This window comes from Pantoea dispersa (assembly GCF_035783935.1).
GTDB lineage: Bacteria > Pseudomonadota > Gammaproteobacteria > Enterobacterales > Enterobacteriaceae > Pantoea > Pantoea dispersa_C.
The window spans coordinates 50,408-73,097 of the sequence record NZ_JALKOV010000009.1; the positions used below are offsets into that span (position 1 = coordinate 50,408).

Sequence of the window (22,690 nt, forward strand, 5' to 3'; positions counted from 1 at the left end):
GCATGCTGAAAGTATTGGTGCTTTTCCTGCTGCTGATTGCCGGCATTGTGCTGGGGCCGATGGTTGCCGGCCATCAGGGCTACGTGCTGATTCAGACCGATAACTGGAACATTGAGACCAGCGTCACCGGTCTGGCCATCATCCTGATTCTCAGCCTGCTGGTGATTCTGCTGGTCGAGTGGATTCTGCGCCGCCTGTTCCGCACCGGTGCCCGCACTCGCGGCTGGTTCACCGGACGTAAACGTCGCAGCGCCCAGCGTCACACGCAGAGCGCGCTGATGAAGCTGGCGGAAGGCGATTACCGTCAGGTGGAGAAGCTGCTGTCGAAGAATGCCGATCACGCCGATCAGCCGGTAGCCAACTATCTGCTGGCGGCCGAAGCGGCGCAGCAGCGCGGCGATGAAATCCGCGCTAACCAGCATCTGGAGCGCGCCTCTGAGCTCTCCGAGAACGATACCATTCCGGTTGAGATCACCCGCGTGCGCCTGCAGCTGGCGCGTAACGAAGATCACGCCGCACGTCACGGTATCGATCGCCTGCTGGAAGTGGCGCCGCGCCATCCGGAAGTGCTGCGTCTGGCCGAGCAGGCTTATATCCGCACTGGCGCCTGGGGTGCACTGCTGGATATTCTGCCCTCCATGCAGAAGGCACAGATTAACGATGATGCCCAGCGCAATGCGCTGCAGCAACAGGCGTGGCTGGGTCTGATGAATCAGGCTATGGCCGATCAGGGCAGCGAAGGCCTGAAGAAATGGTGGCAGAACCAGAGCCGCAAAACCCGTCAGGAGACCGCGCTGCAGGTGGCGATGGCTGAGCATCTGATTGAGTGCGACGATCCGGATACCGCGCAAAGCATCGTGCTGGAAGGGCTGAAGCGTCAGTATGACGATCGGCTGGTGCTGCTGATGCCGCGCATCAAAAGCGGCGATCCGCAGGCGCTGGAGAAAGCGCTGCGTCAGCAGATTAAGCAGCACGGTGCCACGCCGCTGTTGCACAGCACGCTCGGCCAGCTGCTGATGCGCCACGGTGAGTGGCAGCAGGCAGCAGAAGCCTTCCAGCAGGCGCTGGCACAGCGTCCGGATGGCTTTGACTATGCCTGGCTGGCGGATGTTTACGATCGGCTGCATCGCCCGGAAGACGCGGCTAAAATGCGTCGCGAGGGTCTGTTACTGACGCTGAAGAACAATCCTGGCGCCTGATTTTACTGTTGTTATTTTTGTGCACGCCGGGCGAGTCCCGGCTTTTTTTTGCCTGAAATAACTGGCCGGAAAGGCGGCATCAATCCGCGAAGGGCAGATAAAAAAACACCTGCCAGAAGCAGGTGTAAGATCAGGTCGGTAAGACAACTGATGGTATCCGACTCAACGTAATGTCCTTCTTACTGCAGTAGCGCGTGCACGTTACTGCCAGCTGGACAACGGATACCGTAAGGGGCTCTGCATCATTCCCAGGTTTATGTTGCATCAGCAAACATAAGAGGTGGAATGAGCATCTACGCAGGGATTATTGCATAAAGCGTGCCAGAATGGCATGAATCGCTGTAACTTATTTTATATCAGTCAGTTAGATAATCTCTGCCCGCTGACGGCGGTTGCGATGTCGCAAAAACGCGACAGACCGGTTCAAAGCTGTCTCCGCAGAGCGACAAGCTGTGCAAGGAAAGGTAAGGTTGTTTATAATCAGTAAGTTACGTGTCGCGTAATAGCGACAACTACCTCTGACGCTATCTTCGCTGCGCCCGGCTCAAACCTCCTTCGGAGGTTCTCATCCTCTTTTGCTACAGACGAAAAAAAACCTGCTTTTTACAAAGCAGGTTTCTTAAATGATGGTCGGCGAGAGAGGATTACGCTTCTCTGCGAGAAGCGCCCTGCGGGCCGTTGCTGACGCAACGTTGTCTCGCTGCGCTCGGCTCAAACCTCCTTCGGAGGTTCTCATCCTCTTTTGCTACAGACGAAAAAAGCCCGCTTTTTGCAAAGCGGGCTTTTCGAATATGGTCGGCGAGAGAGGATTCGAACCTCCGACCCACTGGTCCCAAACCAGTTGCGCTACCAAGCTGCGCTACTCGCCGATTTTGTACTGCCTGTTACTGCTTACTTGTTTTGCCTGGTGCGAAGAGAGGGACTTGAACCCTCACGTCCGTAAGAACACTAACACCTGAAGCTAGCGCGTCTACCAATTCCGCCACCTTCGCATATCCCAGCAAAATCTGGGGTGGCTAATGGGACTCGAACCCACGACAACTGGAATCACAATCCAGGGCTCTACCAACTGAGCTATAGCCACCATAATTCTGGTGCGTAAGCGTAACCGCTTACTCAATGCACTGCATAACGCGGTTAAACCAACCACCGAAGCTCTTGCGCACAAACTAAATGGCGCGCCCGACAGGATTCGAACCTGAGACCTCTGCCTCCGGAGGGCAGCGCTCTATCCAGCTGAGCTACGGGCGCGTAGCGCCGTTGCGGATGGGCATACTACGTATTTGACTCCAGGCTGTCCAGTGCTTTTTCATAAAAAAATCGCGTTTGCTTACGCTTTGTGCATTCCGTCGATAAATAACGCAATTTGCCTGCTTAACCTGCCGGAATTACAGCACTATTCCTGCTGCGTTACAGATCGCCACGCCAGTGATAGCGCAAATATTTCAGCAGTTTTAACTGACGACGCCAGCGTGATGGCTGGCGAATCAGGCGATACAGCCACTCCAGCCCTAACTGTTGCCAGATGCGCGGCGCACGCGTGACGTGGCCGGTAAAGACATCGTAGGTGCCACCGACGCCCATATACAGCGCCTGCGGCCAGAGCTCGCGACAGTCGCGCATCAGCAGCTCCTGGCGCGGCGATCCCTGCGCCACGGTGACAATCTGTGCCCCGCTGGCGGCAATGCGTGCAAACAGCGCCTCGCGTTCGGCAGGGGCGAAGTAGCCGTTCTGGCTGCCCACGATGTTGACGTTCCACTGACGGCGTAATTTGTCACAGGTTTCCTGCAGCACCTGCTCACGCCCGCCGATTAAAAACACCGGAATACCGCTGCGGCCCGCCTGTTCCATCAGCGCTTCCCACAGGTCAGCACCGGCGATGCGGTTCACCTTCAGCTGCGGGTATTTTTTGCGCAGCGAACGCACAATACTGATGCCATCCGGATATTTGATCTCGGCGGCGGTAATCAGCGCGCGCAGCTGGGCATCCTCTTCCAGCGTCAGCATCTTTTCAGCGTTGATCGCCACCAGCGTGCCGCTGCGCGGCTGGCCGTCCGGCAGCAGAAAATGAAGAAAGCTCGCCATATCAGCGAAAGCGTGTAAATCGATGCCGCGCAGGGTATAACGCGGATGATCGGTTTCCATGGTCGGTATTTCCCGTCAGGCCCGGAGGTTAAGCAGAACGCGGTAAACCTGGCTCCGCGCGCGGGCGAATCAGCCCGGCACGCGCTAACAGCCAGAAAAGTAACTTCGCCAGCCCAACGCAGGCGGCAAAAATCAGGCAAAAGAACACCACGCGCGAGCCAAATGCATCCAGCCCTTCGCGCGCCAGCACGATCATATTGAACACCGCGCCAAAGCAGAAGCTCTGCAAAATGGCACCGCTGTAGCGGTTACCGGCATCGCGCCCCTGCTGGTAAAGAGAATCAAACCCTTTCATCAACAGCCCGACCGCTATCGCACCGAGCGGAATAAAGGCTGCGCCGCCCATGATCAGCAGCGAACCGAGCAGCGTGGGCGAAATCGCCAGCCCGGAGTGGTTATTCAGCACTTCCCAGGTGAAATAGTTGGCGCTGTTGAGCACCATCGATGGCCGATCCGGCCACAGCCAGCCAGGGATAAACACGTAGAAGTCACGCCAGATGGGTGCCAGCCCCTGAAAATCGATTTTGTCGTAATTCTGCAGCAGCAGCGCGAGGTTCTCCCACGGCGAAAAGGTGTCGCGCGTCAGATAAAGAAACGTGTAGAACGCTTCATCGCCCACCACGTCGAGATTGTAACGACGCAGCGCCAGCCAGAACATGCCGCCAATCGCCATCACGCCGGCACCCACCAGCATCCACAGCGTAATCCAGCCGCGCGTAATGCCGATGAACAGGAACAGCGCAAAGGCGATGATGATATTGGCGCGCGTCCCCCCCACCAGCGCATAGGTCAGCAGACCAAACGCCACCGTTACCAGCAAAAACAGCAGCCACTGGCGCTGGGTAGGATGAAGGAAATAGCGGATCAGCATCGCCGGAATGAAGAAGTAGAAGAAGCGCTTGAGCGCCACGCCGGACACTTCGCTGGAAAAGATCTGGTTGTAGGCCGACAGCCGGAACAGCAGCAGGCCGTTATGCATAAAGAACACCGTGACGGTTCCCACGGCCACCAGCGCCAGCAGCAGGCAGGTCAGATGGGTTTCCACCCGGTTCATCGTCAGCCAGGGCTTGCGCGGTTCGGCCTGCGCGGGCCGCAGCCGCACTTTGTAGCTGACGTAATAGATGGCATAGAAGCTGGTGGCGGCCAGCAGCGCCTGCAGCAGATACTCCGCCGGCACCACGCTGACGTTAAAGCGGAACACCAGCACGCTGGTCAGCGGGAAGCCAAAGTAAAAGGTCAGCAAAAACAGCAGAGTAAAGAACAGGTGGAAATTAAAACGCACCCGTTTAAATTCGCGCCAGGTCAGCGTCAGAATGAAGCCCAGCGAAAACAGATACACCACCAGCAGACCACTAAACTGCAGCAGGCTCATGTTGACTCCCTTTCACTCTCCGCCAGCGCGTGGCGCCATCCCGCCAGATAGCCCGGGGCAAAAAAGGCGATGGCTGAGCGGTCGCACTGCGCCAGCTGACGCTGCGCCTCCGCCACGCGATCGCGATCCAGTGCATCCGCGCTGAACAATACCGGTAGCCCCTGCTCGCTCAGGTCACGCCAGAACGGATTCTTGCGGTTAACCACAAACGGAATGCCGGCCTGAATCAGCAGGCACAGCGTACCGATGCCCTGCTGACGTTCGAACATAAAATAGCCGAGCTGACAGCGACTCAGCAATTGCAGATAGGCAGTGAAGTCGATTTTGTCGCGCAGCAGCGTCACCTGACCGCGCGGAAACAGGCGCTGCGCGGCAGCATCAATCTCATCGATGTACTCATAGTTGCTGGCCGGATAACCGAGCGGGATCACCACGTTAACCTGCTCACCAAACTGGCGGCGAATCGCCTGCAATCCCTCAATGTGCCGGTTGCTGCGATCGCCCGAGTTGCCGAGCAGAATGGTGAAGCTGTCGCTGGCGGCAGGGGCGGGAATCGCGGCCTCCGGCATACGCGTTGGAAAATAGAGCAGCGAAGTGGGCACGCGCGGATGGCGCTGCTGGAAAAAGTGCAGATCGCCGCGCGTGGCAAATACCTGCGCCATGCGCCCCTGTGCAATACGCCGCAGCAGATAGAACAGGCGGTACTTCAGCCCGGCACCCTCTTCGTAGAGATCGGCGCCCCAGACGTGCCAGAACGCCTGCTGTCGCCGCAGTTTGCCGCTGAGCAGCGCCAGCCACAGGCGCGGATTGAACTGGCCGTGAAAGAAGAAGCGCTGACGGCGATCGGCGGCGCGTGCGATCACTGCCTGCGCAAGCGCACGCTTGCTGGGATACACGTCGATCTGCAGCTGTGGATAGACCAGCAGGGTCTCCGGCGCGGCCGATACCACCATAAACTGACGTGGCACGTCCGTCGGCGCTTCGACGCTCATGACATCGTTAAAAAAGCGCAGCAGCGTGTGATTGTGATGCGGGATATCGGAGCCCAGCACGTGAAATAGCGTCATTTTTTCCGGCAATAAATCAAGAAAGCGCCACAGCAAAGGGCAAAGTAGAGCACGTAGGTCGCCATATAGGCCTGCGCCGCGCCCGCGGTACCGTGCAGTGGGATCAGCCAGTGCGCAAAGGCGGTCAGCAGCACAAACTGGCTGATTTCCGTGAGAATATAAAAGCGCAGTGAGGCTTTGGCGATCACCAGGTATCCGAAAACATAGGCGCCTACTTTAAAGACGTCACCGCACAACTGCCAGACAAAAAGATCGCGCATGGCGCTGAACTGCGGGGAAAACAGCAGCCAGATGGCGACATCGCGCAACAGCCAGACGCAAAAGCTGGCCGCCGCTACCGCCGGCAGCACAAAGCGCAGCGCGCGGCCAATTTCCCGCGCAATGTCGGCTTTGTGCTCCAGCCGCGCCAGCGTCGGCAGTAGCCAGACGCTGAACGTGGCGGTGATAAATTGCAGATACGCATCAGAGATGCTGGTGACGCCCTGCCACAGCCCGACCTGCGCCCAGCCCTGCTGCTGTGCCAGCAGATTACGCATCATCACCCAGGCCACCGGCAAGGTCACAGCGGTGATCAGCGCCATCAGGGTAAATTTGCCCAGATTGCGCGCCAGCGCTGGCTGCCACTGCGGCTTCAGCCAGCGCAGCGGCAGTTCTTCACGGTGACGACGCAGCATCCACAGCGCCGGCAGCACCAGCAGCGCCGGCACCAGCGCCAGCCCGACCAGCGCACCGGCGTAGCCACCCAGCCACCAGCACAGCACATAACCGGCGACGCCGATCAGGCTGCCAGCAATCAGCGCCAGCGCGTTACCGCGCGCATCGCGAAAACCTTTCAGCAGCGCCAGCGTCAGGTTGGCCCAGGCAATGCCCAGCTGCAAAAAGGCGACGATGCGCACCACGTTTTGCCAGCCGCCATGGCCAAACAGCGCCCGGCTGATGGGCTCCGCCGCCAGCAGAAACACCAGCGCCAGCAGCGTGGAAAAACCCAGCACCATCGCCGACGCAGTACCGACTACGGCGCGCAGCTGCGCTGGCTGCTGGCGAGACTGTGCGACATAAGTGGTAACGCCATTGAAAATGCCCGCGCCGGCCAGCACGCCGAGCACGGTGATCAGCTGACGGAAGTTCCCCGCCTGGCCGACGCCCTCGGGACCGAAGCTCACGGCCAGTAGTTTCACCACCAGCAGTCCAGCGACAATTTTTACCAGCGTGGACGAGGCGGTCCACACTGAGGCTCTGGCTAACGACATCAGGCAAAGAAGCTCAGCAGCGAACTGATTACCGTACGCTGGTTGTTGTCCGACAGGTTGTAGAACAGCGGCAGCCGCAGCAGCCGCTCGCTCTCGCGCGTAGTGAACGCATCTGTGCCATGGAAGCGACCAAAGCGCGTGCCGGCCGGCGAGGAGTGCAGCGGGATATAGTGGAACACGGTGAGGATCTCCGCTTCCTTCATCCAGTTAATCAGCGCCTGACGATCCTCGCTGTCGCGTAGCTTGAGATAGAACATGTGGGCATTGTGACGGCAGCTGGCCGGCACCGCCGGTAACGCAATGCGCCCGCTGGCCGCCAGCGGCTGCAGCGCGTCGTAATAGTTTTGCCACAGGCGCAAACGCTGCTGGTTGATGCGTTCCGCTGCTTCCAGCTGTGCCCACAGATAAGCCGCCTGTAAATCCGCCATCAGATAGCTGGAGCCAATATCGCGCCAGGTATATTTATCCACCTGGCCGCGAAAGAACTGGCTGCGGTTGGTGCCTTTCTCCCGGATGATCTCTGCGCGTTCAACCAGGTTCGCTTCATTAATCAGCGTGGCACCGCCTTCACCGCCGGCGGTGTAGTTTTTCGTCTCATGGAAGCTAAAGCAGCCAATATGGCCGATGGTGCCCAGTGCGCGTCCTTTGTACTGTGACATCACGCCCTGCGCCGCATCTTCAATCACATACAGCTGATGTTTCGCCGCCAGCGCCATAATGGTGTCCATCTCGCACGCCACGCCCGCGTAATGCACCGGCACGATGGCGCGGGTTTTCGGCGTGATCGCCGCTTCGATCTGCGTTTCGTCGATATTCAGCGTATCCGGGCGCACGTCAACGAACACAATGGTGGCACCGCGCAGCACGAAGGCGTTGGCGGTGGACACAAAGGTATAACTCGGCATGATCACTTCATCGCCGGGCTGGATATCAATCAGCAGCGCGGCCATCTCCAGCGAAGCGGTGCACGAGGGCGTCAGCAGCACTTTTTTGCTGCCAAAATGCTGCTCCATCCACTGCTGACAGCGCCGGGTAAAGCCGCCGTCGCCGCATAGCTTGCCGCTGGCCATCGCCGACTGCATATAGTCAACTTCAGTGCCCACAACCGGGGGCGCGTTAAATGGGATCATCAGGCTTTCCTGTAAAACCAGTAGGCGGTGCTCTCCAGCCGGGCACCGCTGCGTAAATAGAGGCGCATCGCCGTAAGATTGCTGAGCTGGGTTGCCACCCGCAGGCGCTCAAGCTGGCGCACCCGGCCCCAGTCGGCTGCCGCCAGCAGCAAACGCTGACCGACGCCGTTGCCCTGCGCCGCCGGCAGCACCGCCAGCAGACCGATGCGCGCGTCACCAGCGACTTCGCGCATTGAAACAAAGCCCTGCAGCGCGCCCTGCTCGTCGCAGGCGATCAGACACTGGTGATCAAACGTGCCGCGCACCGCGTTCTCAATCCACTGCGCGTAAAAGCGGCCGCTGTCTTCAGCGGCAAACCAGGGGGCACGAAAACGGCTCTGGCTAAACGCCTGGGCCGCCACCGCGCGCAGCTGCGGGATCTGCGCTTCGCGCGCGATGCGCACGCCGGTCTGCCGTTCGGTGCGTTTGATATTGATTGCCAGATCCGCTTCGCCTTCCACCAGCTGAAAACCGTGCTGGCTCAGCGCATCAATCGCCGCGCTGTCCTGCGCCGGCACCTTAACCTGCCACAACGTGTAAGGCTGCTGCAGCGCCTCGGCCAGCGGCACATCGCCGTCCAGCGTCAGCCGCGCCGTGGCGCAATGGAAGAATTCACTCTCCCACGCGAGGGGATCAATACTGACGCGGACGGGCATGCAGAATATCCAGCAGATACTGGCCGTAGCCGGTTTTGGTCAACGCCTGCGCCGCCGCCAGCAGCTGCTCATCGCTCAGCCAGCCGTTGCGCCAGGCAATCTCTTCGAGGCAGGCAATTTTAAAGCCCTGACGTTTCTCCACCGTTTGCACGAACACGCTGGCCTCAATCAGGCTGTCGTGGGTGCCGGTGTCCAGCCAGGCAAAGCCGCGCCCCAGCAGCTCGACCGACAACTCGCCCTGCGCCAGATACATCTGGTTGATGGCGGTGATTTCCAGCTCGCCGCGCGCCGAAGGCTGCACCTGCTTCGCAAACTCCACCACGCGGTTATCGTAAAAGTAGAGGCCGGTGACCGCCCAGCGCGATTTCGGCTGCTGCGGCTTCTCCTCAATCGACAGCGCGTTGAGGTCGTCGTCAAACTCCACCACGCCAAAACGTTCCGGATCCATGACCTGATAGGCAAAGACTGTGGCACCGTGGCTGCGCGCGGCCACCTTTTTCAGTTTCGGACTGAAGCCCTGACCGAAGTAGAGATTGTCGCCCAGCACCAGGCAGCAGCTGTCGTCGCCAATGAAGGATTCACCGATGATGAACGCCTGCGCCAGGCCATCCGGGCTCGGCTGCTCGGCAAACTGCAGCTGCAGGCCAAATTCACTGCCGTCACCCAGCAGGCGCTCAAAATGGGCGCGATCGTCCGGCGTGGTAATAATCAGGATGTCGCGAATCCCCGCCAGCATCAGCACCGACAGCGGATAGTAGATCATCGGTTTGTCATACACCGGCAGCAGCTGCTTGGATATCGCCCGGGTAATCGGGTGCAGGCGCGTGCCCGAGCCGCCGGCTAAGATGATACCTTTCATCGTTGCTCCTTCTGCGTGCGCGGTTAACGCGGCGTGGCTAAGCCCAGACGCTCGCCGCGATAACTGCCGTTGAGAATCGCCTGCCACCACTGCGGATTGGCCAGATACCACTGCACGGTTTTGCGGATACCGCTTTCGAACGTTTCCTGTGGCGTCCAGCCCAGTTCCCGGGCGATTTTACTGGCATCGATGGCATAGCGCAGGTCGTGGCCGGGACGATCGTGAACAAAGGTGATCAGTTCACGGTAGCTATTCAGCCCGGCAGTGCGCTGCTGCGGCGCCAGCTCATCCAGTAAATCACACAGCGTCTCCACCACCTCAATATTGCGCCGCTCGTTATGGCCGCCAATGTTGTAGGTTTCCCCCACTTTGCCGCTGCTGACCACGGTGTACAGCGCGCGCGCATGATCTTCCACAAACAGCCAGTCACGAATCTGGCTGCCGTTGCCGTACACCGGTAGCGGCTTACCGGCCAGCGCATTGATGATGGTGAGGGGAATCAGTTTTTCCGGGAAATGGTAAGGCCCGTAGTTGTTGGAACAGTTGGTGACCACCACAGGCAGCCCGTAGGTGCGCATCCAGGCGCGCACCAGATGATCGCTGCTGGCTTTGGTCGCCGAATAAGGGCTGCTCGGGGCGTACGGCGTGGTTTCGGTAAAGAAATCCTCCGTGCCGTGCAGATCGCCAAACACCTCGTCGGTCGAGATGTGGTGCAGAATGAAGCCCTTCTTGCGCTCATCCGCCATGCCGTTCCAGTAGTGGCGCGCCGCCTCCAGCAGCTGGTAAGTGCCGACAATGTTGGTTTCGACAAAGGCGATCGGCCCGTCAATCGAGCGGTCCACGTGACTTTCCGCCGCCAGATGCATAATGCAGTCTGGCTGATACTGCGCCAGCACGCGATCCAGCGCGGCGCGGTCGCAGATATCAACCTGCTCAAAGGCAAAGCGCGCATCCTGCTCAACCGGCGCCAGCGACGCCAGATTGCCGGCATAGCTCAGCTTATCCACCACCACCACACGATGGTCGGTGCTGGCAATCAGGAAGCGCACCAGCGCGGAGCCAATAAAACCGGCGCCGCCGGTGACTAAAAACTGTTTCATCGCCAGACTCCTTTGGTATCGACAATCCACGGCTGCGTCACCTGCTCTGCGGCCACGGCGCGGAACTGCGCGTGATCGACCAGCATCACCAGGATATCAGCCTGCTGCAGCGCCTCAGCCATCGACACCAGCGTAGCGCGATCGGCGAGCTGCGGCGGAATGTCTGCCACATGCGGCTCGACCACCCAGTTACGGCCGCTGTGCCAGCCCGCAATGCGCTGCGCCACCGCCATCGCCGGGCTTTCGCGCAGGTCGTCAATATTGGGCTTAAAGGCCAGACCAAAGCAGGCGATGGTCACGTCGGCGGCACGCTTGCCGCTGGCGGTCAGGCACTCGGCCAGCGCCTGTTTGACCTGCTCCAGCACCCAGCCCGGTTTGGCATCGTTGACCTCACGTGCCGTGCGGATCAGCCTGGCCTGCTGCGGGTTTTGCGCCACGATAAACCACGGATCGACCGCAATACAGTGGCCGCCGACGCCCGGCCCCGGCTGCAGGATGTTGACGCGCGGATGGCGATTCGCCAGCGCGATCAGTTCCCACACGTTGATCCCCTGTTCGGCGCAGATCAGCGACAGTTCGTTGGCAAAGGCGATATTCACATCGCGGAAACTGTTTTCCGTCAGCTTGCACATCTCCGCGGTGCGCGCGTTGGTTTCCACGCACTCGCCGCGCAGGAAAATGCGATACAGCTCGCTGGCGCGCGCCGAACAGGCCGGCGTCATGCCGCCAATCACGCGGTCATTTTCCAGCAGCTCGACCATCACTTTCCCCGGCAGCACGCGCTCCGGGCAGTAAGCAATAAACACGTCAGGCTGCTCACCGTGCTGCGGGAAGCGCAGATCCGGGCGCGCCGCCGCCAGCCACTGCGCCATCTGTTCCGTGGCGCCCACCGGCGAAGTTGATTCGAGGATCACCAGATCGCCGGCCTTCAGCACCGGCGCAATCGACAGCGCGGCCGCCTGCACGTAGCTGAGATCCGGCTGATGATCGCCGACAAACGGCGTCGGCACGGCAATCAGAAAGGCGTCGGCAGCTTCAGGCTGGGTGGTGGCGCGCAGGTTGCCGTTGTGCACCGCTGCGCGCACCACGTCGCCCAGCTCAGGCTCGACGATATGAATTTCGCCGCGATTAATGGTTTCCACCGCGCGCGCATTAATATCCACGCCGATGACCTGTTTCCCGTGCGACGCAAAAACCGCTGCCGTCGGCAGCCCAATGTAGCCCAGTCCGATAACGGAAATGGTTGAAAAACGCATAGTTAAACTCTGTGTTGTTTAAGTGCCTGCAGGATGCGCGCGCAGGCATGGCCGTCGCCATACGGATTGTGCGCGCGGCTCATTGCCTGCCACGCCTCGTCGTCCTGCAGCAGCAGGCTGACTTCAGCAACAATTTTATTCACGTCAGTGCCGACCAGCTTCACCGTACCGGCCGCCACCGCTTCCGGTCGCTCGGTGGTTTCACGCATCACCAGCACCGGTTTACCCAGCGACGGCGCCTCTTCCTGAATCCCCCCGGAATCGGTGAGAATCAGCCAGGCGCGGTTCATCAGCCAGACAAACGGCAGGTACTCCTGCGGCTCAATCAGAATGATGTTGTTAATACCGCTCAGGATACGGTTCACCGGCTCGCTGACGTTAGGATTGAGGTGCACCGGATAGACGATTTGCAGCTGCGGATGCTGACGCGCCAGCTGCGCCAGCGCGCTGCAGATGCGTTCAAACCCTTCGCCAAAACTTTCGCGCCGATGGCCGGTAACCAGAATCAGCTTTTTACCGGCCTCAAGGAACGGATATCGCGCCGCCAGACGGGCGTTGAGATCGGCATCATCCAGCACGCGATCGCGCACCCACAGCAGCGCATCAATCACCGTATTGCCGGTGACGAAAATACGCGCGTCGGGCAGATTTTCGCGCAGCAGGTTCTGCCGCGAATTTTCCGTCGGCGTGAAGTGATAGCTGGCGAGGTGGCCGGTCAGGGTGCGGTTAGCCTCTTCCGGCCACGGCGACATCAGATTGCCGGTCCGCAGACCGGCCTCAACGTGCCCTACCGGAATCTGATGGTAAAACGCAGCCAGACTGGCGGCAAAAGTGGTGGTGGTATCGCCGTGCACCAGCACGACGTCTGGCTGGAAGTCAGCCAGCACGGTTTTCATGCCCTGCAAAATGCGGCTGGTGATCTCGGTCAGCCCCTGTTCGGGTCGCATGATGTTGAGATCATAATCGGGCTGCAGCCGGAACAGGCGCAGCACCTGATCGAGCATTTCACGATGCTGTGCCGTCACGCACAGGCGCGATTCGAAGGCAGCATCCTGCGCCAGTGCCTGCACCAGCGGAGCCATTTTGATCGCTTCAGGGCGCGTGCCAAATACGGTCAGAACTTTCACGCGGATTCTCTTAGTGACGGTTAGCGGAGGTTGCACGCGGACGACGCACCAGCGCCACACCGGCGCCCACCAGCGCACCGATTGCGCCCCACATCACCATCATAAACAGACGGCGTGGGCTATCGCGGCTGACCGGCTCTTCCGGCGTACGCAGGTAACGGTAAGTCTGGAACGATTTATCCAGACGCGGCCCGGCCTGCAGCGTGTTCAGCATCGCCCTGTTTTGATCATAGCTTAAATCGTAAGCAGGTCCGCTGGCCTGCAGCGTATCCAGCTGCGCCTGCAGCATCTGCTGGCCCAGCAGGAAGCGATCGCTGTCCGGCAGTGCCTCAGCGCTGACCGGCGCGCGGTTCTCGGTAATACCCTGCTGGCTGGCGACTTTCAGCGCCTGTTCAATGCGCTGACGCCGGCGATCAAACACCGACTGTGCCACTTCCTGCTGACGACTCACCTGCGCCTGCAGCTGCACGCTGCGCGCCTGCCACGCCCCTTTCAGCTCATCGTTGAGATGACGCGCGGCGCGCTCGCTGGCGTAGGCAATGTACTGACGCAGCAGATTGTTGGCGTCGCCGGCGGTCTCCGCAATCAGCTTGATGTTATCCAGCGTATTGTGGGTGGCGTCGGCCGGGGTGAACTGAATGTTGGTGATCAGATCGTCGAGCAGCGCCGCATCGTTATGCGCGTTGCCGCTTTTGCGGCTCTTAAAATAATCGGTCTGCAGCCAGAAATCGCGGCGCGTATCCCACGATGCCAGCTGCATGGTGAACTCCTGATACACCTCATCCATTACCGTCGGCGCTGGCGTGTTCAGGCTGACGGTTTCGTTGCGCACATCCAGATTATTGAGGAACTGCTGCTGCACAAAGAATGCGCCCAGCATATTCACCGTCGGCCGATCGGTCACCGCAGTGGCGCTCCAGGACTGCTTCATCAACATGGACGCCAGCCACGCCAGCAGTGCAAACAGCAGCGCCAGGCCAATAATCCAGCGTTTGCCGCGCCACAGCGTGCAGCCGAGGCCGCGCACGTCCAGTTCGTTCTCCACAACGACAGAGGTCATAACAAAAGTGTCCTTATCCGGGTACTTATCTGGGTAATTATTTTTTCTCTTCGCCGCTGCTTTGCCAGCGACGTTTGATACGACGGATTTTGCGCGCGACGCGCCATGCATGTTTCAGGCAATAACCGTAAAGAAGGAAAGCGGCGAGGAACAGCACCAGCATCACCCACTCGGGAATAAAGGCCAGATATTCGCCCAGCACGCCAATGCCGGCCAGCAGCGCGGCGGCCACGGTAATCAACAGAAAGGCCTGGCGAGAGGTAAAACCGGCCCGCATGATCAGGTGATGAATATGCTGACGGTCAGCCGAGAACGGACTCATGCCCTTACGCAGACGGCGATACATGATCGCTACCATGTCCATCAGCGGAATGGCAATCAGCCACAGCGCGGTCACCGGCGTGATGGGATGGCTGAGGCCCTGCGTGGTTTCCAGCAGAATCCAGATGATGGTGAAGCCGATCATGGTGCTGCCGGCGTCACCCATAAACACTTTATAACGCCGACCCAGGAAGCCGAGATTAAGCAGAATGTAGGGAATGGTGGCGGCGATCATCGCAAAACACCACATCGCCAGGCTGGTCTGGCCGTCGAAATAGAGAATGATGCCTATGGCCGCAAAGGTGACGCAGGATAATCCTCCCAGCAGGCCGTCGATGCCATCCACCATGTTGAAAGCATTGATCGCCGCCCACACGGCAAACAGCGTCAGCACGTAGCCAAAGGGCCCGACAATCAGTTCGACCGGGCCAATGATAAATCCCAGGCTGAGCAAGTAGAGTTTCGCCCCGACCATCATCACGATGGCGATCGCCGCCTGCACCACCGCACGAATTTTGACGCTGATATCGAAACGGTCATCGAGCGCGCCGACCAGCACCAGCACCCCGGCGCAGATTAGGTACAGCATGGCATGGGGCAGATAATAATTTGAGATAGCAAAGGCGAAGCAAATCCCCGCATACACGGAGATGCCGCCTACTAACGGAATGGCGCCATGGTGTCGTTTTCTGGAATTCGGCGTGTCCACAAGCCCAATTTTTTTAGCCGCTTTACGAGCAAAAAACAGGAACGCTAAAGAAAAAAGAAAAACTAAACCAAGCTCAGTACTCATAGTGAGTAAATTCACGTTAACGCTCTCAGCTAAAATCATGGACAACAATAAGCAATTTTCCCGCCATTGCTGTATATCCCTGGTCTGAATTCTGTCGCAGCGCGTGCGTTTGCTGAAAAAACCGCCGCTTTGCTGCCTCAGTCAATATGTGTGCTTCCTGACAGGCATAATCCTAATGCCCACAAATGAAAAACGCCACGTTAAGACGTGGCGTTAGTCATAAAACCTGGCAATTTGTGCCGTTTGCCGGCTGGCTTAGGCCATTACCGACGGCAACGCTTACGAGCGTTTCATCATATCGAAGAATTCGTCGTTGGTTTTGGTCATTGCCAGTTTATTGATGAGGAATTCCATCGCATCAATTTCACCCATTGGATGAATGATTTTGCGCAGGATCCACATCTTCTGCAGCTCTTCCTGGGAAGTCAGCAGCTCTTCTTTACGCGTACCGGAACGGTTGTAATCGATTGCCGGGAACACGCGCTTCTCAGCGATTTTACGCGACAGGTGCAGTTCCATGTTACCTGTACCTTTAAACTCTTCGTAAATCACTTCATCCATCTTCGAACCGGTGTCAACCAGTGCGGTAGCGATGATGGTCAGGCTGCCGCCCTCTTCCACGTTACGTGCCGCACCGAAGAAACGCTTCGGACGATGCAGGGCGTTGGCGTCCACACCACCGGTCAGAACTTTACCTGACGCTGGCACCACGGTGTTGTAGGCGCGCGCCAGACGGGTAATGGAGTCCAGCAGGATGATGACGTCTTTTTTGTGCTCGACCAGGCGCTTGGCCTTCTCGATCACCATCTCCGCAACCTGCACGTGACGTGAGGCCGGTTCGTCAAAGGTAGACGCGATCACTTCGCCTTTCACCAGACGCTGCATCTCGGTCACTTCTTCCGGACGCTCGTCAATCAGCAGCACCATCAGCACGCAATCAGGGTAGTTGTAAGCGATGCTCTGCGCGATGTTCTGCAGCAGCATGGTTTTACCGGCTTTCGGCGGTGCAACAATCAGACCACGCTGGCCGCGACCAATTGGCGATGCCAGATCCAGCACGCGCGCCGTCAGGTCTTCGGTCGAACCGTTACCGCGCTCCATGCGCAGACGATTATTCGCGTGCAGTGGCGTCAGGTTTTCAAACAGAATCTTGTTACGGGCGTTTTCTGGCTTGTCATAGTTAACTTCGTTAACTTTCAGCAGCGCAAAATAGCGTTCACCTTCTTTCGGTGGGCGGATTTTGCCAGAAATGGTGTCACCAGTGCGGAGGTTGAAGCGGCGGATTTGGCTGGGAGAAACGTAGATATCATCGGGACCGGCGAGGTAGGAGCTGTCTCCGGAGCGGAGGAAACCAAATCCATCCTGCAGTATCTCCAGCACACCATCACCGAAGATGTCTTCGCCGCTCTTCGCATGTTGTTTCAGGATGGCGAAAATAATGTCCTGTTTGCGCATACGCGCCAGGTTTTCCAGCCCCATATTTTCGCCGAGAGTAATCAGCTCAGAAACCGGCGTATTCTTTAATTCGGTAAGATTCATAGTGATGGGTTCTTAAACTCGGGGTAATTCTCGAAATGTTTGTCGTGAATGGTATGGCAAAAATTCCATGCCTGTTATTGGCTCTTTTTCAACGCTGCTCGACGGTTATCGTCAGATGTGGCGATAGGAAGCGAGGAGACGATCGAAAGGTGTTGCCGAATGTGCTAGTCGTCAGATTGCCAAACCACGAAAACGTTCAATGCGAGCAGGGTCTGACAAGGGAAATCTTTAGATGCAAACTACAAGGTAAGTGCGTAATGCAGTGTGGTCAACTTAACATGCCTGAAGGGAGACGTCCAGCAGTGGCGAAAAAATTCACCACTGCCGAACAAACACCGTGCCGGGCTTACGCCAGGTTAGCGTTCAGGAACTCTTTCAACTGACCTTTAGACAGCGCGCCCACTTTGGTTGCCGCCACTTCGCCGTTCTTGAACAGCAGCAGGGTCGGGATACCGCGGATACCATATTTTGGTGCAGTACCTGGGTTTTCATCAATGTTCAGCTTGGCGATGGTAAGCTTACCGTCGTACTCTTCTGCGACTTCGTCGAGAATCGGGGCGATCATTTTGCAAGGACCACACCATTCAGCCCAGAAATCTACCAGCGTCACACCGTCGGCTTTCAGCACGTCAGTGTCGAAACTGTCATCGGTCAGGTGAACGATTTTATCGCTGCTCATGTTTAACTCCAAAGATTATGCCTGGCGAATTGGCGTAAAATATACCAACGTAGGTTGACTTTATTTCATCGGATACGCTTTCGTAAAGCGATAGTAAGCTGATATTCTACCACACTATGAGCAAAACACACTTAACAGAACAGAAGTTTTCCGACTTCGCCCTGCACCCACATGTAGTGGAAGCCCTTGATAAAAAAGGCTTTTATAACTGCACGCCGATTCAGGCGCTCGCGTTGCCTTTTGCGCTTTCAGGGCGTGATGTCGCGGGTCAGGCGCAAACCGGTACCGGCAAAACGATGGCGTTCCTGACGTCAACGTTTCATTATCTTCTTTCTCATCCCGCTGCCGAAGGCCGCCAGGTTAATCAGCCACGCGCGCTGATCATGGCACCGACGCGTGAGCTCGCGGTGCAGATTCACGCCGATGCTGAGCCGCTGGCGCAGGTAACCGGTCTGAAGCTGGGCCTTGCCTATGGTGGCGACGGCTACGACAAGCAGCTGAAAGTACTGGCAGACGGCGTGGATATTCTGGTGGGCACCACCGGACGCCTGATCGACTACGCCAAACAAAATCACATCAACCTCGGCGCCATTCAGGTCGTGGTACTGGATGAAGCCGATCGCATGTTCGATCTCGGCTTTATTAAAGACATTCGCTGGCTGTTCCGCCGCATGCCGCCGGCCACCCAGCGCCTGAGTATGCTGTTCTCGGCCACGCTCTCCTATCGCGTTCGCGAGCTGGCGTTCGAGCACATGAACAACGCCGAATACGTTGAAGTTGAGCCTGAGCAGAAAACCGGTCATCGCATCAAAGAAGAGTTGTTCTACCCTTCTAACGAAGAGAAGATGCGTCTGCTGCAGACCCTGCTGGAAGAAGAGTGGCCGGATCGCGCCATCGTCTTCGCTAACACCAAGCACCGCTGTGAAGATATCTGGGGCCACCTGGCCGCTGATGGTCACCGCGTGGGCCTGCTGACCGGCGACGTGGCGCAGAAAAAACGCCTGCGCATTCTCGACGACTTCACCAAGGGCGATGTCGACATTCTCGTCGCTACGGATGTCGCCGCACGCGGCCTGCACATTCCGGCAGTGACGCACGTCTTCAACTACGACCTGCCGGACGATCGCGAAGATTACGTGCACCGCATTGGCCGTACCGGTCGTGCTGGCGCCAGCGGTCACTCCATTAGCCTGGCCTGTGAAGAGTACGCGCTTAACCTGCCGGCGATTGAAGAGTACATCGGTCACGGTATCCCGGTGAGCAAGTACAACAGCGACGCCCTGCTGAGCGATCTGCCGCCACCGAAACGTCTGCAGCGTAACCGCTCGGGCAACGGTCCACGTCGCGGTGGTAACAACAGCAACCGTCGCGGAGGTGCCCCGCGCAACAACAACCGTAAACGTTCGGGTTAAGCACACATGCTAAGCGCATCGTCACTTTATGCTGCGATTGATTTAGGTTCTAACAGCTTTCATATGTTGGTGGTGCGCGAAGTGTCCGGCAGTATTCAGACCGTCGCGCGAATTAAACGCAAGGTGCGTCTGGCGGCCGGTCTTGATGCGGCCAGCCATCTCTCAATTGAGGCGATGCAGCGCGGCTGGCAGTGCCTGCGTCTGTTCTCCGAGCAGTTGCAGGACATTCCCCCGGAACAAATCCGCGTGGTGGCAACCGCCACGCTGCGCATTGCCAGTAACGCGCAGGAGTTTCTGACTCAGGCGGAACAGATTCTTGGCTGCGCGGTGAACGTCATCAGCGGCGAGGAAGAAGCGCGCCTGATCTATCAGGGCGTTGCGCACACCACCGGCGGCTCCGATCAGCGGCTGGTAGTGGATATTGGCGGCGGCAGCACCGAGCTGGTGACCGGCGAAGGCGCGCACGCCACCACGCTGTTCAGCCTGTCGATGGGCTGCGTCACCTGGCTGGAGCGCTTCTTCAGCGATCGTCATCTGGCTAAAGAGAACTTCGCCCAGGCCGAACAGGCCGCACGTGAAATGATCCGCCCCATCGCGCCGGTGCTGCGTGAAAAAGGCTGGCAGATTTGCGTGGGTGCCTCCGGCACGGTTCAGGCGTTGCAGGAGATCATGGTGGCACAGGGCATGGATGAGCGCATCACCCTGAGCAAACTGCAGCAGCTTAAGCAACGTGCCATCCAGTGCGGCAAGCTGGAAGAGCTGGAAATCGAAGGCCTGACGCTGGAGCGTGCGCTGGTGTTTCCCAGCGGCCTGTCGATTCTGATCGCCATCTTCCACGAACTGAGCATTGAGAGCATGACGCTGGCCGGCGGCGCACTGCGCGAAGGGCTGGTGTACGGTATGCTGCATCTGCCGATTGATCGCGATATTCGCAGCCGCACGCTGCAGAACGTACAGCGCCGTTTCGCCATTGATATTGAGCAGGCGGGCCGCGTGCGCCAGCTGGCAGAGAGCTTTTTCCGTCAGGTGAGCAGCAGCTGGAAGCTGGATCAGCGATGTCGCGATTTGCTGCTCAGCGCCTGTTCGATTCACGAAATTGGCCTGAGCGTCGATTTCCGCCAGGCACCGCATCACGCCGCGTACCTGATTCGCCATCTCGATCTTCCTGGTTTCACCCCCGCGCAGAAAAAAATGCTGGCCTGCCTGCTGCAGAACCAGAGCGGCAGCATTGATCTGGCGCTGCTGACGCAGCAAAACGCCGTGCCGCCGCGCATGGCGGAGCGGCTGAGCCGTCTGCTGCGACTGGCGATTATCTTCTCCAGCCGGCGACGTGATGACACGCTGCCGGCGGTGCGTCTGCAGGCGGATGATGATGCGCTGCATCTGACGCTGCCGGCTGGCTGGCTGGCGGCACATCCGCTGCGCGCCGAGCTGCTGGAGCAGGAGAGCCATTACCAGTCATATGTGCACTGGCTGCTGACGATTTCCTGATCGAACCTGCTGAAACCGCGTTGAAAAGCTCCCGTTATATGCGCAGTTACGGGAGTACACTTCGCCTTCCCTCCGCAGCACGCGCAACGATTCGCGCCACAGGCCAGGCGGGTAGATCTGACGAAATAATTACCCTTTCTTCGCATTCTCCAGCATCGCGCGCAAGCCGGCGACGCGGGTTTGCCCGGTTTTCACCCGCTCTTCGGCGCTGATCACCTTTTTCTCACGCTCCCATGCCACATCGTCCTGCGGCAGTTCCAGCAGGAAACGACTCGGTTCCGGCCGTACCAGCTCGCCGTACTGACGGCGCTCGCGGCACAGCGTAAAGGTCAGCTCCTTCTGTGCGCGGGTGATGCCCACGTAGGCCAGGCGACGCTCCTCCTCGATGTTGTTCTCATCGATACTGCTCTGATGCGGCAGCAGCCCCTCTTCCATGCCCACCAGATAGACATAGGGAAACTCCAGCCCTTTTGAGGCGTGCAGCGTCATCAGCTGAACCTGATCGAGCTCTTCGTCGCTCTCGCCGCGCTCCATCATGTCGCGCAGGGTAAAGCGCGTAACCACCTGCGCCAGCGTCATCGGCTCGTTAAGCTCGTCGCCTTCCAGCATTTCGGTCATCCACTGAAACAGCGTATTGACGTTCTTCATACGCATTTCCGCCGCTTTCGGGCTGGGGGACGTTTCGAACAGCCAGCTTTCGTAGTCGATGCCGCGAATCAGGTCGCGCACCGCATTTACCGGCTCGCGCTCGGTGAGCTGGACAATCTCGTTCAGCCAGTGGGTAAAGCGCTGCAGATGCTCCAGCCCGCGCCCGGAAAGCGTCTGTTCCAGCCCCATATCAAAGCTGGCGTTAAACAGGCTTTTGTTGCGCAGATTGGCCCACTCCCCCAGCTTCTGCAGCGTCGCCGGGCCGATCTCGCGGCGCGGCGTGTTCACGATGCGCAGAAACGCGCTGTCGTCTTCCGGATTGGTCAGCACGCGCAGATAGGCCAGCAAGTCCTTAATTTCCGGCCGCGAGAAAAACGAGGTGCCGCCGGAGATGCGATAGGGAATACGGTTCTGCATCAGCAGCTTTTCGAACACGCGCGACTGATGGTTGCCGCGATAGAGAATGGCGTAATCTTTGTACTGGGTTTTGTTAACAAAGTGATGGGCAATCAGCTCGCCCGCCACGCGCTCGGCTTCGTGATCTTCATTGTTGGCGCTCAGCACTTTCAGCTCGCTGCCCTGCCCCAGCTCTGAGAACAGTCGCTTCTCAAACACGTGTGGATTGTTGGCGATGAGGATATTGGCGCATTTAAGAATGCGCTGCGTCGAGCGGTAGTTCTGCTCCAGCTTGACCACTTCCAGTGCCGGGAAATCCTCTTTCAGCAGCACCAGGTTCTGCGGCCGCGCGCCGCGCCACGAGTAGATAGACTGATCGTCATCGCCGACCACGGTAAAGCGCGCCCGGGCACCGACCAGCAACTTCACCAGCTCATACTGGCTGGTGTTGGTGTCCTGATACTCATCCACCAGCAGATAGCGAATGCGCTGTTGCCAGCGTTCGCGCACTTCCTGATTCCGCTGCAGCAGCAGGGTTGGCAGCAGAATCAGATCGTCGAAATCCAGCACGTTGCAGGCTTTCAGATGCTGATCGTACAGCGCGTAGCAGTGGGCGAAAATCTGGTCGCGCTGTGATTTGGCGAGACCGGCCGCGCCCTGCGGATCGACCAGGTCGTTTTTCCAGTTGGAGATGGTAGAAATCAGCTGCTGCAACAGGGTTTTATCTTCTTCCAGCCACTGTTTAGTCAGGTCTTTCAGCAGCGCCAGCTGATCCTGATCGTCGAACAGCGAGAAGGTCGACTTCATGCCCAGCGCCTTGTATTCGCGCTTGATGATCTCCAGCCCCAGCGTATGGAAGGTTGAGATCATCAGACCACGCGCCTCTTTGCGGCCCAGCGTTTGCGCCACGCGCTCTTTCATCTCACGCGACGCTTTGTTGGTGAAGGTCACCGCCGCGATATGGCGCGCCTGATAGCCGCATTCGCGGATCAGATGGGCGATTTTGTTGGTGATCACGCGGGTTTTACCGGAGCCCGCACCGGCCAGCACCAGACAGGGACCGGTGACAAATTCGACAGCACGTTGTTGGCCGGGATTTAGACGCATAGAAAAACATCACTCAATTGGATCAGACAGGAAGATTTATATCG

18 protein-coding genes, 4 tRNA genes and 1 other RNA gene are annotated in these 22,690 nt (G+C 58.5%); 3 read left to right on the plus strand and 20 right to left on the minus strand.

Features of this window, described 5'->3' with window-relative positions; all coding sequences use genetic code 11:
* The first annotated feature begins 2 nt into the window (after positions 1 to 2).
* On the plus strand, positions 3 to 1,199 hold the full coding sequence (gene hemY, locus MXF20_RS17135; RefSeq protein WP_325970438.1) for a protoheme IX biogenesis protein HemY: 1,197 nt from the start codon (positions 3 to 5) through the stop codon (positions 1,197 to 1,199).
* A gap of 627 nt (positions 1,200 to 1,826) precedes the next feature.
* Here the strand turns inward: hemY and MXF20_RS17140 are convergent.
* The 19 genes from MXF20_RS17140 to trxA all read right to left on the minus strand — a co-directional run bounded on the left by MXF20_RS17140 (position 1,827) and on the right by trxA (position 17,592).
* A non-coding RNA gene (locus MXF20_RS17140) (RtT sRNA) lies at positions 1,827 to 1,956 on the minus strand.
* Between the two features lie 35 nt (positions 1,957 to 1,991).
* Positions 1,992 to 2,068 (minus strand) — tRNA-Pro (locus MXF20_RS17145).
* Positions 2,069 to 2,104: 36 nt separating this feature from the next.
* Positions 2,105 to 2,191 (minus strand) — tRNA-Leu (locus MXF20_RS17150).
* 16 nt (positions 2,192 to 2,207) lie between these two features.
* A tRNA-His gene (locus MXF20_RS17155) sits at positions 2,208 to 2,283 on the minus strand.
* 90 nt (positions 2,284 to 2,373) lie between these two features.
* Positions 2,374 to 2,450, minus strand: a tRNA-Arg gene (locus MXF20_RS17160).
* Positions 2,451 to 2,609: 159 nt separating this feature from the next.
* A complete protein-coding gene (gene wecG, locus MXF20_RS17165; protein ID WP_325970440.1) occupies positions 2,610 to 3,344 on the minus strand; it encodes a lipopolysaccharide N-acetylmannosaminouronosyltransferase in 735 nt (244 codons plus the stop codon).
* A 28-nt stretch (positions 3,345 to 3,372) separates the two neighbouring features.
* Positions 3,373 to 4,716: an ECA oligosaccharide polymerase gene (gene wzyE, locus MXF20_RS17170; protein WP_325970441.1), complete on the minus strand. Its 1,344-nt coding sequence runs from the start codon at positions 4,714 to 4,716 to the stop codon at positions 3,373 to 3,375.
* Entirely contained in the window at positions 4,713 to 5,783 is a 1,071-nt protein-coding gene (locus MXF20_RS17175) for a TDP-N-acetylfucosamine:lipid II N-acetylfucosaminyltransferase (protein WP_325970443.1), read from the minus strand. The genes wzyE and MXF20_RS17175 overlap by 4 nt, the downstream gene beginning before the upstream one ends.
* Positions 5,780 to 7,033, minus strand: coding sequence for a lipid III flippase WzxE (gene wzxE, locus MXF20_RS17180; RefSeq protein WP_325970445.1), 1,254 nt, complete (start codon positions 7,031 to 7,033; stop codon positions 5,780 to 5,782). Before wzxE ends, MXF20_RS17175 begins: the two co-directional genes overlap by 4 nt.
* The gene (gene rffA / locus MXF20_RS17185; protein WP_325970446.1) at positions 7,033 to 8,163 is read right to left on the minus strand and encodes a dTDP-4-amino-4,6-dideoxygalactose transaminase; all 1,131 of its coding nucleotides are present in this window, start codon (positions 8,161 to 8,163) and stop codon (positions 7,033 to 7,035) included. The genes wzxE and rffA overlap by 1 nt, the downstream gene beginning before the upstream one ends.
* Positions 8,163 to 8,858 carry a dTDP-4-amino-4,6-dideoxy-D-galactose acyltransferase gene (rffC, locus tag MXF20_RS17190; RefSeq protein WP_325970448.1) on the minus strand — a complete coding sequence of 232 codons (696 nt, stop codon included), beginning with the start codon at positions 8,856 to 8,858 and terminating at the stop codon, positions 8,163 to 8,165. Before rffC ends, rffA begins: the two co-directional genes overlap by 1 nt.
* On the minus strand, positions 8,836 to 9,717 hold the full coding sequence (gene rfbA / locus MXF20_RS17195; RefSeq protein ID WP_325970449.1) for a glucose-1-phosphate thymidylyltransferase RfbA: 882 nt from the start codon (positions 9,715 to 9,717) through the stop codon (positions 8,836 to 8,838). Before rfbA ends, rffC begins: the two co-directional genes overlap by 23 nt.
* Before the next feature lie 23 nt (positions 9,718 to 9,740).
* Positions 9,741 to 10,817, minus strand: a complete 1,077-nt coding sequence (rfbB, locus tag MXF20_RS17200; RefSeq protein ID WP_325970451.1) for a dTDP-glucose 4,6-dehydratase — start codon at positions 10,815 to 10,817, stop codon at positions 9,741 to 9,743.
* Entirely contained in the window at positions 10,814 to 12,073 is a 1,260-nt protein-coding gene (wecC, locus tag MXF20_RS17205; RefSeq protein ID WP_325970453.1) for a UDP-N-acetyl-D-mannosamine dehydrogenase, read from the minus strand. Before wecC ends, rfbB begins: the two co-directional genes overlap by 4 nt.
* 2 nt (positions 12,074 to 12,075) lie before the next feature.
* Complete coding sequence (wecB, locus tag MXF20_RS17210; protein WP_058758100.1) at positions 12,076 to 13,200, minus strand: non-hydrolyzing UDP-N-acetylglucosamine 2-epimerase; 1,125 nt, start codon at positions 13,198 to 13,200, stop codon at positions 12,076 to 12,078.
* A gap of 10 nt (positions 13,201 to 13,210) precedes the next feature.
* A complete protein-coding gene (gene wzzE, locus MXF20_RS17215; RefSeq protein ID WP_325970454.1) occupies positions 13,211 to 14,260 on the minus strand; it encodes an ECA polysaccharide chain length modulation protein in 1,050 nt (349 codons plus the stop codon).
* A gap of 37 nt (positions 14,261 to 14,297) precedes the next feature.
* Complete coding sequence (wecA, locus tag MXF20_RS17220) at positions 14,298 to 15,374, minus strand: UDP-N-acetylglucosamine--undecaprenyl-phosphate N-acetylglucosaminephosphotransferase (RefSeq protein WP_325970456.1); 1,077 nt, start codon at positions 15,372 to 15,374, stop codon at positions 14,298 to 14,300.
* Between the two features lie 279 nt (positions 15,375 to 15,653).
* A complete protein-coding gene (gene rho / locus MXF20_RS17225; RefSeq protein ID WP_128602155.1) occupies positions 15,654 to 16,913 on the minus strand; it encodes a transcription termination factor Rho in 1,260 nt (419 codons plus the stop codon).
* Positions 16,914 to 17,259: 346 nt separating this feature from the next.
* A complete protein-coding gene (trxA, locus tag MXF20_RS17230; protein WP_021313352.1) occupies positions 17,260 to 17,592 on the minus strand; it encodes a thioredoxin TrxA in 333 nt (110 codons plus the stop codon).
* A gap of 116 nt (positions 17,593 to 17,708) precedes the next feature.
* On the opposite strand from trxA, the gene rhlB reads away from it, so the two are divergent.
* Positions 17,709 to 19,004, plus strand: a complete 1,296-nt coding sequence (gene rhlB, locus MXF20_RS17235; RefSeq protein WP_325970458.1) for an ATP-dependent RNA helicase RhlB — start codon at positions 17,709 to 17,711, stop codon at positions 19,002 to 19,004.
* A gap of 6 nt (positions 19,005 to 19,010) precedes the next feature.
* Complete coding sequence (gppA, locus tag MXF20_RS17240; protein WP_325970460.1) at positions 19,011 to 20,495, plus strand: guanosine-5'-triphosphate,3'-diphosphate diphosphatase; 1,485 nt, start codon at positions 19,011 to 19,013, stop codon at positions 20,493 to 20,495.
* A gap of 129 nt (positions 20,496 to 20,624) precedes the next feature.
* On the opposite strand, the gene rep is transcribed toward gppA, so the two are convergent.
* Positions 20,625 to 22,646 carry a DNA helicase Rep gene (rep, locus tag MXF20_RS17245; protein ID WP_325970461.1) on the minus strand — a complete coding sequence of 674 codons (2,022 nt, stop codon included), beginning with the start codon at positions 22,644 to 22,646 and terminating at the stop codon, positions 20,625 to 20,627.
* Between the last annotated feature and the right edge of the window lie 44 nt (positions 22,647 to 22,690).

What these genes read in the sequence shown, in the direction of transcription:
- hemY (WP_325970438.1), top strand. Translation starts at nt 3, where the DNA reads ATGCTGAAAGTATTGGTGCTTTTCCTGCTGCTGATTGCCGGCATTGTG.
- wecG (WP_325970440.1), bottom strand. Translation starts at nt 3,344, where the DNA reads ATGGAAACCGATCATCCGCGTTATACCCTGCGCGGCATCGATTTACAC.
- wzyE (WP_325970441.1), bottom strand. Translation starts at nt 4,716, where the DNA reads ATGAGCCTGCTGCAGTTTAGTGGTCTGCTGGTGGTGTATCTGTTTTCG.
- MXF20_RS17175 (WP_325970443.1), bottom strand. Translation starts at nt 5,783, where the DNA reads ATGACGCTATTTCACGTGCTGGGCTCCGATATCCCGCATCACAATCAC.
- wzxE (WP_325970445.1), bottom strand. Translation starts at nt 7,033, where the DNA reads ATGTCGTTAGCCAGAGCCTCAGTGTGGACCGCCTCGTCCACGCTGGTA.
- rffA (WP_325970446.1), bottom strand. Translation starts at nt 8,163, where the DNA reads ATGATCCCATTTAACGCGCCCCCGGTTGTGGGCACTGAAGTTGACTAT.
- rffC (WP_325970448.1), bottom strand. Translation starts at nt 8,858, where the DNA reads ATGCCCGTCCGCGTCAGTATTGATCCCCTCGCGTGGGAGAGTGAATTC.
- rfbA (WP_325970449.1), bottom strand. Translation starts at nt 9,717, where the DNA reads ATGAAAGGTATCATCTTAGCCGGCGGCTCGGGCACGCGCCTGCACCCG.
- rfbB (WP_325970451.1), bottom strand. Translation starts at nt 10,817, where the DNA reads ATGAAACAGTTTTTAGTCACCGGCGGCGCCGGTTTTATTGGCTCCGCG.
- wecC (WP_325970453.1), bottom strand. Translation starts at nt 12,073, where the DNA reads ATGCGTTTTTCAACCATTTCCGTTATCGGACTGGGCTACATTGGGCTG.
- wzzE (WP_325970454.1), bottom strand. Translation starts at nt 14,260, where the DNA reads ATGACCTCTGTCGTTGTGGAGAACGAACTGGACGTGCGCGGCCTCGGC.
- wecA (WP_325970456.1), bottom strand. Translation starts at nt 15,374, where the DNA reads ATGAGTACTGAGCTTGGTTTAGTTTTTCTTTTTTCTTTAGCGTTCCTG.
- rho (WP_128602155.1), bottom strand. Translation starts at nt 16,913, where the DNA reads ATGAATCTTACCGAATTAAAGAATACGCCGGTTTCTGAGCTGATTACT.
- trxA (WP_021313352.1), bottom strand. Translation starts at nt 17,592, where the DNA reads ATGAGCAGCGATAAAATCGTTCACCTGACCGATGACAGTTTCGACACT.
- rhlB (WP_325970458.1), top strand. Translation starts at nt 17,709, where the DNA reads ATGAGCAAAACACACTTAACAGAACAGAAGTTTTCCGACTTCGCCCTG.
- gppA (WP_325970460.1), top strand. Translation starts at nt 19,011, where the DNA reads ATGCTAAGCGCATCGTCACTTTATGCTGCGATTGATTTAGGTTCTAAC.
- rep (WP_325970461.1), bottom strand. Translation starts at nt 22,646, where the DNA reads ATGCGTCTAAATCCCGGCCAACAACGTGCTGTCGAATTTGTCACCGGT.